This window comes from uncultured Streptococcus sp., from assembly GCF_963536705.1.
In the GTDB taxonomy this organism is placed as follows: Bacteria; Bacillota; Bacilli; order Lactobacillales; family Streptococcaceae; genus Streptococcus.
In genome coordinates, this window is the sequence record NZ_CAUTAP010000010.1 from 15,263 (window position 1) to 30,490 (window position 15,228).

The following is a 15,228-nucleotide window of genomic DNA, read 5'->3' on the forward strand; positions in this document are numbered from 1 at the left end:
ATTAATCTTCAACATCCAGGGACGAATCTTCACCCCTCGATAGGTCAACACTTCACGAATAACCGATATTTCAGACACCCCCTTTCAGCAAGAAAAGCCAGTTTTAACCAGCTTTTTCTTCCTTAGGTGGCTGCTTCATGCCACCCAGGCGCTCATATCCATCAACCCGCAAAGAGAAACCAAAATCAGTGATCTCTTGACGGTTGTCCCCAAAGCCAACCGCATTAGGAAAGTTATAAATGAAAGGAGAAGCAGTGCCAATAATCTGGATCTCTGTCATAAACGGCAGTTCTTCATAGGTTTTTCCTGGAGCTAATTTCAGCTGTAGATTATCCCCGATTTTGTCAGAATACACGATTGCATGGGTAACTTCCATTTCATCCGTCCGTTGACCGTCATTAAAGACCGGTCGCTTTTCCAGGGAAAGAAATTTCAAGTTTCCGAGATTGGCCCGGACATCATAAACAGTACCTTGGTTAAATTTATCCACATTAAAAGTCATTTAATATCACTCCTTTTCTTATTTTGCAGGTTTAATCCGATCAGCAGTAAAGATAATTTCCCGCTTGGTCTTGCCCCGAGATTGAACGCTGCCAACCGTCATTGTCAGATTTTCCAAAATAACCTTAGTCAGCTTGTTAGGGACGAAACTATTATCCAAACCGTTTACACGTACCTGCACATCCTGTTGTTTTTCGCCGCTTACAGTGAAAATCCGGTAGGGATCAAACATTGTTCTCCCACTTGGGACCCGTTCGGTTACAGTTGGAACAGCATAGACATCTGCTCCAATAACTTCCTTTGCCTGAATTGGCAATTTTTGTAAATCAGCCATTTAATTTTTCCTCATTTCTGTTTTTGTTTTTTTATTTGATTCTGAATAAAAAATAACTGCAGGAGCACGAGGCAATTTCATAGTCTTACTCCATTTCTAATCTAAAATACAAATTTCTTTTCTTTTTGAATTATAGTAAGCTCTCCCGCCAAATAAATTCAAAAAGTCATTTAGTTCTTCCAAAGACTGGAAATTCATCATAATATCAATTTCATCAATTTCGTAGTGATATTTTTTGAAAATTTCAGCATGTCTTGCAATACTTTTATGAGCATTAAACATACTTTTATTAAAAATTACCGCGTATTTCATTTTCAAACCCCTAAATATTCTTTCTTCAAGAGGCGCTGATAGTCATTCTTGCAGTCCATCAGACGCTTAGAAAAGCTATCATGGCTATCATGACGACTAAAAATAGTTTCCATTTCGCCCAAGCTTGCACGATAACATGCTTCACAGCGTGTCCAATCATCCCGATACATCCTCATAGAAAACTTGAAATTTTCTATGATTCCTTTAAATCGTTCTTCAAAATAGTCCATCTACTAACTCCTTTCGATTTTCCAATGTTCCTTTTCAATAATTCGCTGATAGGGTCGCATTAAATGAGTTGTGACAATCTTATCTTGTTTCAAAGATTTCTCATTCAATCGATTTAATTCGTTCAAGCTAGACTTGCACAACCTTAAGAGCATCAAACGATCCGCAGCATATATCTCGAAGGAAAATAAAAAGTTATCGAAAATTCTTCGATAACCCTTTCTATAATATTCAACTACTTCATCACTATAATTCATTTCACTTTCATCTATACCCCTTTCATAAAATTAAAAATTATCATAATCATCAGCATAAAGACAAAAACAGAAAGAGAAGTAGCTAGTAATAACGTTCCAAACATAAACCATAATCCTTTCTTTAGCATGTTATCACCTCAATCTTTCCACATTACAATATTGGTCCATTTAGATTTTGTTTTCAACAAAAATCGCATCATTCCTGTTTGTACTTGGCCACTATAGATAATAAATTGACCATCCTCAATATACATTTTCAAATATTCTTGGTCAAATTCGGGTAAGTCAGCAGCAAAACAAATATTTGATTTCTTTTCCATTTTCACAATGATAAAGCCACGATCAGAAAAATATAACCCCACATCATTGTTTTTACTACGATTTTTCAATACACTTAATAACAATTGCTTTCGATACCAATTTAAAAACCACTTACTCATGGATAAGCCTCCTTTCTATTAAGATAATCAGCAATCATCTGCTTAAGAAAACAGAAAAAGCAAATTACTACGAAAGCAATTTGCCTATAATTTTATTTTTAAATTTTCCATTTTCCTAAACAGATGACTAATCTATTTAGTATATGCTCATATCTTCGCATATTCATTCTTCACCAGAAGTCATACTCTGGCTACCGCCCACGCAGCATAAAGGTTGTTGTCTCACTCCAACAGAGCCTCTGCCTGCGTCTCCGACCCAACTAGGGCCAGCAGTTCCTGATGATTCATCCAAGCCAGCTCATCAGGCTAAAAGCTGGTGCGTGTGCTCTTAGATTTTCAGAATCTAGAACAACTCCAGCCTCCCTCGCTTTTAACCCCCAATAGTAAGTGGTAAGAGTTTTTAGAAAAGTATAAATTGAATATCTTGTATAGGAAGGAAAACGGAGAAATCTGTTCTCCTTTTTTGTTCGTTTTAAATTTAAAGAGAAAGGAGATCATCATGCGAGGATTGGAGATTGTCATGAATATTGACACATTGGAAGTTTATGAAGTGATTGATCACGATAAAGAAAATCAGTCAGAGAAATTACCGCTAGAAGATTCTGAAGCTTCTCCAGGTGCCTTTCAACTTGATTTATTTGAAAGCATGAGCTGTCAGAACACATCCTAGGGGAGATTGTAAAGAACTGTATCAGAGGAGACAAACGATGATGACAAACAGTTTAAATTTATATGAAAAGTTACTCAATAGTGAGCCGTTAGGATTTATTGATCCGCTGACAGATCTAGGAGAGTTTGACAAGGTTCAGATGAAATTCAGAAAACCTGTCCGCAGCTTAACGAACAAGTATTCAGGTCAGCCTTATAATCCTTACTGGCAAGAGAAAATTGAGGAAATGCGATTACTCTATATTCAATATCAGCTAAGCCTACGTGAAGAAGACAAGAAAGAGAATATCCAAACCAGGGTCAAGGTTCCAGAAACGCAAGAACATATTGAAGAAATCGTGACCACGTATTTGAAGCTAGGTTTTCGCTTTAGAGAAATTGAAAAAAGAGTATCACTGTCCTACAAAAAGCTACGGAGTGACTGGAGTCGGTGCGATTATGTAACGACCGCAGAGACTGAGTTTTACAGTAAAGAGGACTTAAAGGACGGCTACTTCTTTTCGGTTGCTGCTCCTCCTAAGAGTATGAAAGAGAACTAAGAGAGGTTGACATGAGTTCAAAAGAACAGGGAAAATGTTGTATCTGTGGCTGCACTTGGAACAATGCTTGCTACACTCCAGACAAGGGGGCTTGTTGGTGGATAGATGAAGAAGAAACAATTTGCAGCCATTGTTTCTGGAAATTGGATATGGAGGGGTAGAGGATGAAAGTTTATTATAGACCAGGTCATGACTGGTTAGAACGTGATGAAGAGTTCGCCAAAAAGGTGTTAAACAACCCTAAAAGTCATTGGGTTATGGATACAAAGCATGATGTTCTTTGTGTTGTTAAATTAGGAAACCATATCAGTGCAGTGAGATTTCTTGCTAAACATTTTTATGGATTAGATCGTATTTATCGAGAAGATATTCCAAAATGGCAAGAGATTATTTCTAAAAATATGATTTTCTACAATGCTATGGTAAATGAAGCTGACCATTATGCCCGTCATCTACCTAGAAAGTACAGAGGAATTTAAAATGAGTGATAAAATCATTCTAAAAGTTCAAAATTTGCTTGAATTAGCCTATGACGCTCCGAACGATGAAGAAGGGCAGTCAGCGCTTCTCATGGCCCAGAAGTTGATGGTAAAACACAATTTAGCCATGAGTGATATTCAAAAGATCCACAAGAATAATATTGGAGAGACTGTTGCAGCCTCAGAATATAGAATGGTTTGGTGGAAAGAGAAATTGGCTGGTATTCTTGGTGCAAACTTCAGGTGTAAAGTCATTAGACAAAGGAAAGTTGATGAAGGAATTACGAAAATGATTTTCTTTGGCTATGATAGTGATGCTGAATTTTGCACCAAAGTTTATGAAGGTGCTGTTTTATATCTGGAATATCGATTAAAACGTCTCTTCCCTACAATTACAAAAGCTCGCTGGAAAGACTACAAGAAGTCTTACTTGTTTGGATTTCTTACAGGGTTGAATGAGCGTTTTGAGAAACAAACTCAATCATCAGAAAAATTTGCTTTGATGGTTCAGGTTCCTGCTGAAGTATTGGAAGAACAGTATAGACGAATGGGAAAACTCAATGAGAGATCTGCCAAAATTCCAATTCAAAAAGTAGACCTGGAAGCTTATTCTGTAGGACTTGAACATGCAAAAGAAACAAAGCTAATGACTGATGAATTGTTAAACAGCTAGCTCAGTGATGAAAAAAATTAGGAATATTTCAATTTGAATTTGAATACAATCTATCCTTTAATTCTCAAAGATGGATTAAGGAATTATAAATTTAGAAACAGTCATTTGAAACCTGTTTCTTCAGTTGAGGAAGGTAAGCGAGGAGCTATATTCACTTACCGTTCCAAAGCTCACATGATCAAGGCCCGTGGACTTGTTCTAACCTCAATGGAAGCTATTAAAGAAAATCAAGATGGCTTCACTCACTGGACGCCGAACGTTTATCGCTTCGGATCATACAGTGACAGCCGACGACAAATTACACGTGGCCATGCTGAAGAGAACTTGCGTCAGATCAATACCTTTGTGATTGATTTTGACCTGTCCTCAGACGATGTAATGACATCAGGAGACATCCTGACGGCTGCTCTTGATTTAGGCTTCATGCCAACGTTAATTCTAAAGTCAGATAAAGGATACCAGGCTTACTTTGTTCTGTCTGAGCCAGCCTATGTGACCGCCCATTCACAGTTCAAGGTGGTAAAGGTGGCCAAGGCGATCTCTCAAAACTTGAGAAGTTACTTTGGTCAGACTTTACCTGTTGATATGACCTGTAATCACTTTGGTATTTGCAGAATACCCCGTACAGATAATATCGAATTCTTTGACGAAGAGTACACCTATTCTTTCCAGGAGTGGCTGAATTGGTCGATGAAACAATCAGACTTGCCTTTCCCAAGTAAGAAACCGAACCTAACGGTTATTTCAGGAACAGAAGGGGCAAAACAGACCGATGAGCCCTGGTATAAGATGTTGATGAATGAGTCAAACATCAAAGGTACTAAGGACTTAATGGGTCGAAATTCTGTATTGTTCACTTTAGCCTTGGCTAATTTCTCCAGCGGTGTCTCACAAGGCGATTGTGAGGTCGTGTTAAACGAATTTAGCCTACGACTGGACGAACCAGTCACTACAAGCGAACTCTTAAAGATTATTGCCAGTGCTTATTCAGGCAAATATGAGGCAGCCAGCAGAGATTATATCATGCTGCTGTGTCGGGCCTGGGTCAATAAGGATTTGAAGGCTGCGGATCTCTTTACCAAGCAGCGGTGGTACAAATTCAAGAAGAAGCGGGCTGATCGCAAGAACAGTCATCTGTATGAATGGAAAGCCGATGTGATGGCCTATTTAGAGGACTTTTACCAGTCAGAAGATCCATTTATTCAGACAACGAAAAAGGCGCTGAGAGAAGCTCTCAGTATTCCTGAACGCTCTTTAGACAGAGTACTGAAAGCACTAAAGGCAGATCAGAAGATCTTCTTCACGATTAAATCTGGCCGTGGCGGCGGGATCCGTATTGCTTCCGTCAAGGCTATCTTCCTGTCCCTTCTCCAGGTGAAAAAGGAACGCCAGGAAGCGTATGTTGGTTATATTGCTGCTTTCTTTGAAGAAAGCTTGAGTCTCACTCGGCGAGTGATAGAAGGAGTTAAAAATGACCTTAAACAAGTATCACAACTCTCTTTATTTGAGCTCGACATTGGATAAAAAATAAAACCCGTCAAGTGCCTTTACATTATATCTAGGATAATGTGAGGCAATTCGGAGGCGGGGAAAAACTAGCTAGTAACTATTCATTAGGTAGGAGAACAATTAACACGTAAAAAAGTATAAGAGTTGGGTGTACTCAATGTTCTGGAGCTAGTCAAGAACTTGGAAGATCAAGAAAGTGAGGAAGTCAAATGATTGCTATTTTTAGTTTTGAGATTGGAGATTATCTGCGTGATGAGAAGAAGAACCTTCTAGTTTTTGAGACTCAGGGGATGGCTTCTCAATATCTTCAAAAATGGTATCACAAACCCGTACCAGTAACGAGGACAAAGAGAATTATTCAGTATCCGAATTACTATCAGGCTCCATTTAGATTTCATAAGGTTTGTTAGAAGGGAGGTTTTAATGGTGAAAAATGAAGATGATGTTCTTTATACTGGAAGACTTTATCTGTTTGATATTATTCCATTATGGAAAACGACAAAGACCAAGCGAGAATGGAAACAAATTGAAATGGAGATGTCATCAAGAAATAAAATGGTGATGTTTAAGTTTGATGACGAGGAGGAGAGGGAAGATGACAAAAACGTTTAAGATTGTACGAGGGACTTATCTGACAGGACTAGGACAAGAGCCCTCAGCTTATTACTTCAAGGTGTCTGAAAGCGATGCAGACTTTGAAACGATTGCTCCTGGAGATGTAGCCCTGACCTTTTATCAAAATGGAGAAACCATCACAAGTTTACCAGCTTTGGTACGAGTTGATGGGGTCATTGTAGCTGAAAGACAGGTCAATGAATTTCTCCATAGTGAGAAGAAAGATCATCTGCCTATGTTGCCGATTGTGGCGATTTATGATGATTTTGATCCGCTTGTTTTTAATAAGATTATGACCAGTTTTCAAGAGCTAAAGCAAGACATGAAACGGCTGGCTAAACTTCAAGTGATTCAGGGCAATCTCTTTGATTTTCTGGATAAGGAGGACTCTCTATGAAAGATTTGAAAGCAATCAAATTGGGTTTTGGCATTGTTCTTTTTATCATGCTTTTGAGTTTTGCTGCTATTGGAGTAAAGACGGTTTGGCAAGAGGTTGTTTTCAAAGATTACGACAGCCATCTGACCCAAAACGAATATACAGCTGCGGTAGTTGATCAGAATGTGAACCTGGTCTTTTACAAGTCAGGCTGCCCCTATTGCCAGGCAGGAAAACAGGCGGTTATTTTTGCTGCTGAAAAGAGTGCTTATCCGACTTTTTATATCAATGTTGAGTCGGAAAAAGGCCAGGTCTTGGTAAAGAAATATCAGGTAAAAAAAGCGGCGACGATTGTTACACTGAGAGATGGAAAACAGCAGCTTTCTCTCTATGCGACTAAGGACAGTAAAGGCAAAATCAAGGCTGATGAGTCTGCTATTAAGGAGGCAATGAAATGACTAAAAAGGTAAGCAAAAAGACGGAAGCTTTGTTTCGTTTTGACAATGAATTGTGGCGTGCTAAGACGCCTGAAGGTATGGTTGCTTTAGGTAGACATATTGGAGAAAAGCCTTACTATCTTCACTGTTTCCATGACGATGGCGGGCGTCTTACTTATGTCTCAGAGAGTGAAGCCCTATGGCTGACTCTCGAACTTGCACCGGAAAAAATGTCTTGTATCTAGGAGGTTTTCCATGAATAGCTTATTGAACTTTATCAGTCATTTTATTATCTTGGCTGGCTTGCTATGCGCTTGGTTTCTTCCTATTTGTTCTGTGACAATCAGAGATAAATATGAAAATGAGAAAAAGCAAATGAAAGCGTCTATCGTCTTGATGATGATGTTGAAAATCTTCTGGCCTAATAGCCAGGTGAAGTGGGGAAAAGCAAAATAGAAAGGATTTGTTAGACATGATAGAAATACTAAAACGTTGGATGGAAAATGTAAAATCCAGCCCCGTTGTAAAACCATTTCTGGCCATTAAAAAATGGTTTCAGGAGAATGTGATCAAGCGAAAATTAGTTATTTTTTCCATTTTATTTGCGGCCTGGATCAGTCTTTTGGCTGGGGCACTTTATTCTCCAGAACGTCAAACCTACACAGATGATCAGCTAAAAACCAAGCAAACATTTGTCAATGGAACTGGAGAAATTAAGCTGACCAGTCAGACCTATTCTCCCAAAACAGGTATCATTGTTCTTCAGTTTGAGACTAGGGATGCGACTTCATCTGTTGACCGTGGAATTGATGCCAAGCGCTTAAAATGGAAGCTTTACTCACAAAATAAATCAGCTAAAACGAGCATGGAAGTTGTCCCAATCGTGGATAATAAAATTTCAGTTATTATCCGTGGAGTACCTGAAGATTTTGGTGCTTTTGCGATTGATGTTATCAACACAACTGTCTCAACTAGTTCAGTTGATATTGACATTACATCACCATCAAGTGACGATAGTTCCACTTCAAAATCCTTATCTCCTAAAGAGGAAGAAGCAGAAAGAACCGTTCAATTCTTTGTAACAACTCAAAATAAAAATCTCAAACAAAAGACAATCGATGCGGTGTCTCGTGAAGAGTTTACACTGACTGAAATCGAGGCTGAAATCAGCTATCAGGAAGGACAAATCAAAAAATTGAATGAGTCTATTTCTAAGCTGAAAACCTCTATTGAAGATGATGAGTCTCGCAAAGACGGATTGAATACTGAAGCAAAATATCTTACAGGTGATGACCTGGAAGCCAACCAAAAAGATATTTCTGTCATTGATAGTAACATCGAAACCAAGAACCGTTCGATTGAAACAGCGACAGAAAATATTGAAAAACTAAAAGGTAAGATTGAGGCCTTAAACAAGAAAAAAGCAGCCGTGAAAGATGGTACATTTGAATTTTCTAATCCGATTGAAACGGTGGAAATGAAATAGTGAAAGGAAAGATATCATGAAAAAACACACTCAAAAATGGAAAGAACTAAATAAAAATGGTCTCAAATTATCACTGTTTTGTGGTTTGAATTGGCTTGTAAAATTCTTGATTAAGGTTCAATTTTATATTTTCTCAGCTGTTTTATTCGGCTTGCTGACGTATTATATGCCACGGGATATACAACTATTTACTGTGATAGTTTTGATTTCCTTAGTCATGCTCAAGTGCTTAATAGATGTCATTTATACTCTCTCCTCAAGAGAGTTGAGACGTATGAAGACGACTTTCAATTTTGTTTTAATCTTTCTATTTTTCCTAGAAGGAAATGATTATATTAAGCAACATGTTTTAACAGAATCTATGGTTAATCGTCTTCTTACATTTTGGCTAATTAGTCTTTCTCTTGCAACTCTTGTAATTTTTATTCAGCCGATATTATTTAAGCGCTATCTCTTCAAAAATGTTATCAATAAAGAGTACTTAGGTATTCGAAAGCTAACAGATCATCTGCCGCCTGAATGTAATCTTTATACGGATGCTGATGAAAAAGAAGCTGACAAACGGATGAAAATGATTAACCAAAATGTGATTAAACAACCTTATCAAGAGTTTGTCGAATTAAGCTATTTAAACAGAGAAGTGCTTACAGCTATTCGCTATAGTGTAGTTCAATTTGAAAAAGAAAAAGAGCGTACTTTCGGTGATTATGATACCATTTATTATCCTGTTTTTAGAATTTATCCTTTTGGAATAAAAGAAGATTTTGGTCATACACTGATTAAATTTAAACTTAGTCGAAGAGCTGCTTTTACAATAGAAGTTGAAGGATTTCAGAAGCAATTGTCCTAAAATTGTTTCTCCCTAATTTTATATTAGGGAGTTTTCTTTTTGCGGTGACTTGTCCCTTTACAGCACAAAAAAAAATTATCCCTTATACTGATTTTAATTTTAAAAAGGAGGCTATAAGATGGCAAAAAAAGATCTTAAAAAAATTGATTTAGAATTGGAAGAAGCAAAGAAAAAAGTTGCTGCTTTGGAGTCGGTTCGTAAGGAAGCAGAAGAAAAGCTTCAAAAAAATATTGGTAAATTGTACGTCCAGGTGCAGCTCAAAAAAGATAAAAATTTGTCGTATGAACAAATTCATGATGACCTAAAAACAGAACTCGCTCTTCTCAAAGAAGAAGAAAAAGAACGTCGTCAAGCTGCTCAAAAAGCTACTGAAGAAAGTGAACAGGTTTCTTAAAAACAGACCGATTTTCTCCAGCTGAAGGAGCACGAAATAACCTGATTTTGCTCTTAAAACATCAGTGGCTGAAAGTATGCTGATTAGAAAAAAGAGTAAGTATAGGTGTGTTATAGTGGTGTGCTTAGGTAGGCGTAGCCGAGAAAATTGGGGACAAGGGAAACGTTGATACTATCAACTCCCCACGGGATGTGGGGACAGTTTCTCTTATGCTCTTTTCAAGCACTAAGACCCTAAAAGGCCTTAAGCCTTGCAGGTGGGCGCTGGTGTGCTGAAAAACCGCAAAAGTAGAACCGTTTCGGTTCGTGACGTTGCGAGGTTCAGGTTTTCTTTTTTGCTTCTTTTTGCTTTTTCCTCGTAAAAAGAAAAAAGAAGGGCGCTCATTTTTTGAAGAAAGGAGAGATGAAATGCCGACCAAAAATCAAACTGTTGAAATCAAAATCCGAGGACTTTCACACCAAGAGGTGAATTATCTAAAAGCTCTTGCGAAAGATACCAAGGCAAAATCATTTAATGAATTTTTGCTGGGAATGTGCCGTGAAAAAATTGAAAAAGGAAAATTCAATCGGGCAGAAGATTTGTACGTCTCCCATCTTGAAAATATCAAACTGACATCTGACCACGTTTTGTTTTTGACAGAAAAACAGTCCGACATTTTACAAGATTTTGAAACGAAAATGGCCCGATACGCTAATCACATTTCCCGCTGGTTGGAATACGAGGGAGAGGTGGAAAGAGATGACTAAGGAAATCAAAATCAGAAATATTCCAGATCATACGTTTGAGCAGCTGCACACCATAGCGAACAAATATCAGTATTCATCATTCAATGAATTTATGCTCTCACAATGTGAGTCTGTCGTGATGAACGATGGACTAGATTTATATGAAAATCGTTTTGCGGAGACTTTGGCTGAAATTAAAAAGCAACAGAGCCAGATTTTAGAGTTGCTGTTGAAGAATGAAATCAAATTATCAGGATATGGTGCAAAACAAGAACTGGTAGAACAGCTGACGATTGATTGGCTTGGATTTATGAATGACGAAAAAGCAGTGACTTCTGAACGACAGGCAGGTGATTACTGATGAAGAAAAATAAATTTGTTTTTGTCGCTATAATCTTTTTAGCCATCCTTCTGGTACAGCCTCAAAATTTTCAAGCGGTCGTCTCATTTTTTACACAAAATGATTTGAAAAGTCAGCTCAATATTACTGGTTCACCTGGAGAAAAAAATTCTGATATTTCATCCACCTATCATTCTAAAAATAGTGAACTGAAATCACAAATCTATGATGGAAAAAATCAAGTCATTGAAGTTCATTCTAAAGCTCAATTTACGAGTGAAGAATTGAATTTGGAAAAAGGCACCTGGAAAAAATTTTCCAGTCTTGATCTGCTCAATCGTGTAGGAGTGGCTGAAGCCATGTTAGGTCAAGACCTACTGCCTAAAAAAGAGCGAGAAGATATTTCAACCGTCACACCGACTGGTTGGAAAAACAAGAAGATTGATTTTAACGGTCAGTCGGATTACCTCTACAATCGTTCCCACTTAATTGCTTTTCAGTTGAGTGGTGAAAATGATAATCCGCAAAATCTATTCACAGGGACACGGGCCCTGAATGCAAATTTTGAAGATGAAAAATCTTCTATGCTTTACTATGAAAATTTTATCTCAAACTATATCAAAGAAACAAATCATCATGTCCGCTACAGGGTCACACCAATTTTCAAAAATGTGGAATTGGTGTGTCGGGGCATCCGTCTGGAGGCCCAAAGTGTAGAAGATGATACCATCTCTTTTGACGTGTATATTTTCAATATCCAGCCAGGATATGAACTCAATTATTTAACCGGGGACTCTCAAAAAGTTGCCCCTTGATGAACCAAAAAAGGAGAACTCATGCCAAGAAAAAAATCAAATATCCGTCGGTTTAGCCTATACCTAGGAGATGAAGGTGCTGAAAAATTTACAGCGATTATTGATTATTTACAAGATCAGGGATCCCCACACGGGCCAGAATTGAATAAGTCAGAAACAATTCAATTAGCCCTGGATGCTTTCTATAAATTGTTCCTTGATATTGATCGCCCTCGGCCTTATATCCAACGTTTAGCTGAGCTTCAAGGGGCCAAAAATAACCAGCTGGAAAATATAGAGCAGGATCTGAAAGTGATGAAAAATCAGCTCAATAGATTGCAGTATTTGGAGCTGACTAATTTTCATGCTATTACCAAAGGGCAAGAATTTGATGTGCAGGATTTAGAGTCTATTCACTCACGGATGGATCCTAACCAGCACGAACTAATGGCCAGAATTGATGATGTCATTCAAGAAGATGTGGCCAGGGGTCAAACCATCAAACATTCTCATTAAGGAGCTGTAAATGCCTATGGAAATGAACAGTCCAGCCGTGACATTTATGTTGCAGTACACGGAGGCAAATAGTGGATTTGTAGATTACACAAACCGTTCTGAAGCAGTCAAACAGGATCAAGAATTAGCTCTTGAAACTCATCGTCAAGAAATCGAAGGATTGACTGAAGAACAAGTTTTGGCCATGCAGGCAGCGGTTCCTGAACTCAATCTCAATTTTAGAGACTACCTGAGTTATATGAACCGTTCTTATGCGACAGAAAATCAATCAGAGGAGCTAACGGCTATCTTTACAGCAGATGCGAATTATCTTCAAAGAAGCAAGGTCAATGAGCTAAAGGAAAATCTTGAAACAGCTTGTCAAAACGGCTCCCTTCTTTGGCAGGGAGTAATCTCTTTTGATAATGCCTTTTTGGCCCAACAGGGGCTATATGATATTGCGACGGGTCAGGTTGACCAGCAGGCTATCAAATCGGTGATAAGAGACGCCTTGCCGAAAGTGATTGCTAAAGAAGGACTGTCAGACTCTTCTTTTTGGTGGGCCAACATTCACTTGAATACGGAGAATATTCACGTCCATTTTGGGCTGTCTGAGCTTCAAAGTGCCCGTGAAAAAATCTTTTATCAACCGAGAGGGCGGATGGAGTATAAAGGCAACTTTTCGCAGAAGACCATTTCAAAACTGAAAAGTGATGTGTTTCACGGGTTGCTTAATGATCAGACTCGCAAGCGCCTCATCAGAAAAGAGCAGATTTTGGCGAACCTAAAATCCAATCTTGTTGATCAAGTTTTTCATAATCAACAGGTGACCTCTTCAGCTGAGAAAAATTTTCTGGAGCAGGCATATAATCATTTGCCGCTCCAAACAAATTGGCGCTATGGCTCGAATGCTAAAGATTTTGCGGTTAGTAAATTTTTCCTGGATAAATATATTGACTCTTACTTACAGAATGAAGGGAAAGAGCTTTACCAGAAGTTTGTAGAAGAGACCAGAAACTTCTTGGGACTTTATGATAGGGCTTATTCAGCTGGAAAAAATCAAACGTATGAACGTGTCCGAAAAGTGAATGGCCAAACGGTACGATCAGAAAAACAGGCCAAAGGCTATGACTTAGAAGGTGTGATCCATCGGCGTGAACTGGAATTGAGAGAACGGCTAGGAAATCGTATTCTACGCTCTTTTAAAGAAGCGGCCCCGCAGATTGAAGACGTTCAGCTGGAAAAAAATTTGCCAGATTTTTCTAAAGGCAATCAAAAGCGTATTCTCCAGCAGTTTCCAGAAGCCAGCTACTTAAAGTCCTTAGCTGCCTGGGAGAAAAAAGGCTACAGTCCCAAGGAAGGGATGCAGCCGATTGAAATTATAAAGCCAGTCTATAAAGAGTATGATAAACATGAAAATGGGCTTGGAGAAATGAGCTTTGAGACCAGCTATGTTTACGACATCAAACAGATGGAAGAAAATATCCTGACTAAAAGGCTGTCTTTGAAAGAATTGTCTCTCTTTTCTTCAGCTGAACTACAGGAGCTTGTTGATGCGGCCAAAAAGAAAGAAAATCAGACGGAGAAAGAAAGGCAGGAGCTGGGGACCTTTCGCTATGCTCTAAAGTTAAGTAAGCTAGAAGAGCGTCAAAAGGCTTTACTAGTCAGTCAAAAGCTTCTTCACCAGGTGCAGCCTTTACGGTCTGATCAGCCTTTTCTCCAGTTAAAACAAGAAAGACTGGTCACAGAACTAAAACTAGTTGAACTACAGCTGACACCAAACTATCGCTTGTCTAAGTCTGAATTGGAACTAAAACAATCACTGAGCCGTCAGTTTGTAGAGAGCGTCAATCTCCCTATTTCTAAAGCAGATAGGGGCACTATCCAACTTCCTATCCGACACCTACAATCAGAGCTGGAAGCGTTGAAACCACTCCAGGATGAGGGGATCCTAATGTTGCTGAAAGGTTATCCTATTTCCAAGCAGGATTACAAGGAAGAGTTGGAGACACAAATCTCCATTTTCCAGGTGAAACATGGGATTTATAAAACCAATCAGAAGATAGCCCAAACCACGGATGAGGCCCAAATCAAAGCCTATAAACAATTCAATGCAAAGGAGTTTTCCAAACTGAAAGAATTGTATGGTAAATTACGACCTGAAGAAGAGGGACAAAAAGAAGCTCTTCTTCAGACGGTACAAAAACAGATCCAGTCTCAAAAACAAAACAGACGCAGCACCATCCAACAAACACAGGGCAGCCTGAAGGTTGATACTAGCTTTATGAGAAATCTGACAGCTTCTCTCAATCAAGCTCAAAGGAGCAGTCAAAAAGCCCTTATGGAAAGAGCTAGGAGTGATGAGCGAGAAGAACAGGAAGAACGCCGTGAAAATCGTCGTTAAAAGCCATTGGCAACCAATGGCTTTTTTTATGTTGACTTGTCCTGTTAGAGCAAGTTTTTTCATTATCCCTTAGACTAGAAGAATAGAACAAAAGAAAGGAGAAAACATCATGAAGCTATGTTTTCCAAGTGTGACAATAGATGACTTTGACTTTGAAGCTGATTGGCTTGTCAAAGCGCTGGATAGTGAGACTCACCGAGTCCTTTTTGAGGGTCAAGGCAAAAATGCAAACCTTGAAATGACGATTGACTATCAGGCCAATCCAAAGGATTTTGAAGAACTTTCAATTGGGGAGCTGGTTCAGCTGCCAAAAGAACTGTTTTTAGAGGCTGTAGAAGAACCTTTCCAGCCGATCTGTGAACCTTTTTAAT

At 38.6% G+C, this 15,228-nt stretch carries 26 protein-coding genes; 21 read left to right on the forward strand and 5 right to left on the reverse strand.

The genetic code is table 11. The features are described from left to right. Positions 1-103 precede the first annotated feature (103 nt). The 5 genes from RWX26_RS06820 to RWX26_RS06840 all read right to left on the reverse strand — a co-directional run bounded on the left by RWX26_RS06820 (position 104) and on the right by RWX26_RS06840 (position 2,072). Positions 104-502, reverse strand: a complete 399-nt coding sequence (locus RWX26_RS06820; RefSeq protein WP_314580273.1) for a hypothetical protein — start codon at positions 500-502, stop codon at positions 104-106. An 18-nt stretch (positions 503-520) separates the two neighbouring features. Beyond that, positions 521-835, reverse strand: a complete 315-nt coding sequence (locus RWX26_RS06825) for a hypothetical protein (protein WP_061592353.1) — start codon at positions 833-835, stop codon at positions 521-523. Positions 836-931: 96 nt separating this feature from the next. Continuing rightward, a complete protein-coding gene (locus RWX26_RS06830; RefSeq protein WP_061592352.1) occupies positions 932-1,147 on the reverse strand; it encodes a hypothetical protein in 216 nt (71 codons plus the stop codon). 2 nt (positions 1,148-1,149) lie between these two features. Continuing rightward, positions 1,150-1,377, reverse strand: coding sequence for a TetR family transcriptional regulator (locus tag RWX26_RS06835; RefSeq protein ID WP_270619056.1), 228 nt, complete (start codon positions 1,375-1,377; stop codon positions 1,150-1,152). A 392-nt stretch (positions 1,378-1,769) separates the two neighbouring features. Then, complete coding sequence (locus tag RWX26_RS06840; RefSeq protein WP_270619057.1) at positions 1,770-2,072, reverse strand: hypothetical protein; 303 nt, start codon at positions 2,070-2,072, stop codon at positions 1,770-1,772. A 520-nt stretch (positions 2,073-2,592) separates the two neighbouring features. Here RWX26_RS06840 and RWX26_RS06845 point away from each other — a divergent pair. From RWX26_RS06845 to RWX26_RS06945, 21 genes are all read left to right on the forward strand, one after another. Beyond that, positions 2,593-2,742: a hypothetical protein gene (locus RWX26_RS06845; RefSeq protein WP_314580277.1), complete on the forward strand. Its 150-nt coding sequence runs from the start codon at positions 2,593-2,595 to the stop codon at positions 2,740-2,742. A gap of 37 nt (positions 2,743-2,779) precedes the next feature. Next, positions 2,780-3,280, forward strand: a complete 501-nt coding sequence (locus tag RWX26_RS06850; protein ID WP_042763686.1) for a hypothetical protein — start codon at positions 2,780-2,782, stop codon at positions 3,278-3,280. An 11-nt stretch (positions 3,281-3,291) separates the two neighbouring features. Beyond that, positions 3,292-3,441, forward strand: coding sequence for a hypothetical protein (locus RWX26_RS06855; protein WP_268715203.1), 150 nt, complete (start codon positions 3,292-3,294; stop codon positions 3,439-3,441). A gap of 3 nt (positions 3,442-3,444) precedes the next feature. Continuing rightward, the gene (locus RWX26_RS06860; RefSeq protein ID WP_314580282.1) at positions 3,445-3,759 is read left to right on the forward strand and encodes a hypothetical protein; all 315 of its coding nucleotides are present in this window, start codon (positions 3,445-3,447) and stop codon (positions 3,757-3,759) included. A gap of 1 nt (position 3,760) precedes the next feature. After that, positions 3,761-4,432, forward strand: a complete 672-nt coding sequence (locus tag RWX26_RS06865) for a DUF2786 domain-containing protein (RefSeq protein WP_314580284.1) — start codon at positions 3,761-3,763, stop codon at positions 4,430-4,432. A gap of 33 nt (positions 4,433-4,465) precedes the next feature. Then, positions 4,466-5,956 carry a primase C-terminal domain-containing protein gene (locus RWX26_RS06870; protein WP_105025994.1) on the forward strand — a complete coding sequence of 497 codons (1,491 nt, stop codon included), beginning with the start codon at positions 4,466-4,468 and terminating at the stop codon, positions 5,954-5,956. 194 nt (positions 5,957-6,150) lie between these two features. Then, positions 6,151-6,351 (forward strand): hypothetical protein, encoded by a 201-nt coding sequence (locus tag RWX26_RS06875; RefSeq protein WP_008809739.1) that lies wholly within the window; start codon positions 6,151-6,153, stop codon positions 6,349-6,351. Positions 6,352-6,364: 13 nt separating this feature from the next. After that, positions 6,365-6,553 carry a hypothetical protein gene (locus RWX26_RS06880; RefSeq protein ID WP_008809738.1) on the forward strand — a complete coding sequence of 63 codons (189 nt, stop codon included), beginning with the start codon at positions 6,365-6,367 and terminating at the stop codon, positions 6,551-6,553. Continuing rightward, the gene (locus RWX26_RS06885) at positions 6,537-6,953 is read left to right on the forward strand and encodes a hypothetical protein (RefSeq protein WP_020992730.1); all 417 of its coding nucleotides are present in this window, start codon (positions 6,537-6,539) and stop codon (positions 6,951-6,953) included. The genes RWX26_RS06880 and RWX26_RS06885 overlap by 17 nt, the downstream gene beginning before the upstream one ends. Then, positions 6,950-7,390, forward strand: coding sequence for a thioredoxin (locus RWX26_RS06890; protein ID WP_314580290.1), 441 nt, complete (start codon positions 6,950-6,952; stop codon positions 7,388-7,390). Before RWX26_RS06885 ends, RWX26_RS06890 begins: the two co-directional genes overlap by 4 nt. After that, complete coding sequence (locus tag RWX26_RS06895; RefSeq protein ID WP_023916842.1) at positions 7,387-7,614, forward strand: hypothetical protein; 228 nt, start codon at positions 7,387-7,389, stop codon at positions 7,612-7,614. Before RWX26_RS06890 ends, RWX26_RS06895 begins: the two co-directional genes overlap by 4 nt. Before the next feature lie 10 nt (positions 7,615-7,624). Further along, positions 7,625-7,825, forward strand: coding sequence for a hypothetical protein (locus tag RWX26_RS06900; protein ID WP_314580293.1), 201 nt, complete (start codon positions 7,625-7,627; stop codon positions 7,823-7,825). Positions 7,826-7,841: 16 nt separating this feature from the next. After that, the gene (locus RWX26_RS06905) at positions 7,842-8,855 is read left to right on the forward strand and encodes a hypothetical protein (protein WP_314580295.1); all 1,014 of its coding nucleotides are present in this window, start codon (positions 7,842-7,844) and stop codon (positions 8,853-8,855) included. 16 nt (positions 8,856-8,871) lie between these two features. Continuing rightward, complete coding sequence (locus RWX26_RS06910) at positions 8,872-9,705, forward strand: hypothetical protein (protein ID WP_314580297.1); 834 nt, start codon at positions 8,872-8,874, stop codon at positions 9,703-9,705. A gap of 118 nt (positions 9,706-9,823) precedes the next feature. After that, entirely contained in the window at positions 9,824-10,099 is a 276-nt protein-coding gene (locus tag RWX26_RS06915; RefSeq protein ID WP_168955504.1) for a hypothetical protein, read from the forward strand. A 407-nt stretch (positions 10,100-10,506) separates the two neighbouring features. Then, a complete protein-coding gene (locus tag RWX26_RS06920; RefSeq protein WP_053794432.1) occupies positions 10,507-10,845 on the forward strand; it encodes a hypothetical protein in 339 nt (112 codons plus the stop codon). Beyond that, positions 10,838-11,185, forward strand: a complete 348-nt coding sequence (locus RWX26_RS06925; protein WP_053794433.1) for a hypothetical protein — start codon at positions 10,838-10,840, stop codon at positions 11,183-11,185. Before RWX26_RS06920 ends, RWX26_RS06925 begins: the two co-directional genes overlap by 8 nt. Beyond that, entirely contained in the window at positions 11,185-11,979 is a 795-nt protein-coding gene (locus RWX26_RS06930; protein ID WP_060971017.1) for a DNA/RNA non-specific endonuclease, read from the forward strand. Before RWX26_RS06925 ends, RWX26_RS06930 begins: the two co-directional genes overlap by 1 nt. A gap of 21 nt (positions 11,980-12,000) precedes the next feature. Continuing rightward, on the forward strand, positions 12,001-12,474 hold the full coding sequence (locus RWX26_RS06935) for a hypothetical protein (RefSeq protein ID WP_060971018.1): 474 nt from the start codon (positions 12,001-12,003) through the stop codon (positions 12,472-12,474). 16 nt (positions 12,475-12,490) lie between these two features. After that, a complete protein-coding gene (gene mobP2, locus RWX26_RS06940; RefSeq protein WP_399558391.1) occupies positions 12,491-14,857 on the forward strand; it encodes a MobP2 family relaxase in 2,367 nt (788 codons plus the stop codon). Positions 14,858-14,966: 109 nt separating this feature from the next. After that, positions 14,967-15,227 carry a hypothetical protein gene (locus RWX26_RS06945; RefSeq protein WP_314580307.1) on the forward strand — a complete coding sequence of 87 codons (261 nt, stop codon included), beginning with the start codon at positions 14,967-14,969 and terminating at the stop codon, positions 15,225-15,227. Position 15,228 lies beyond the last annotated feature (1 nt).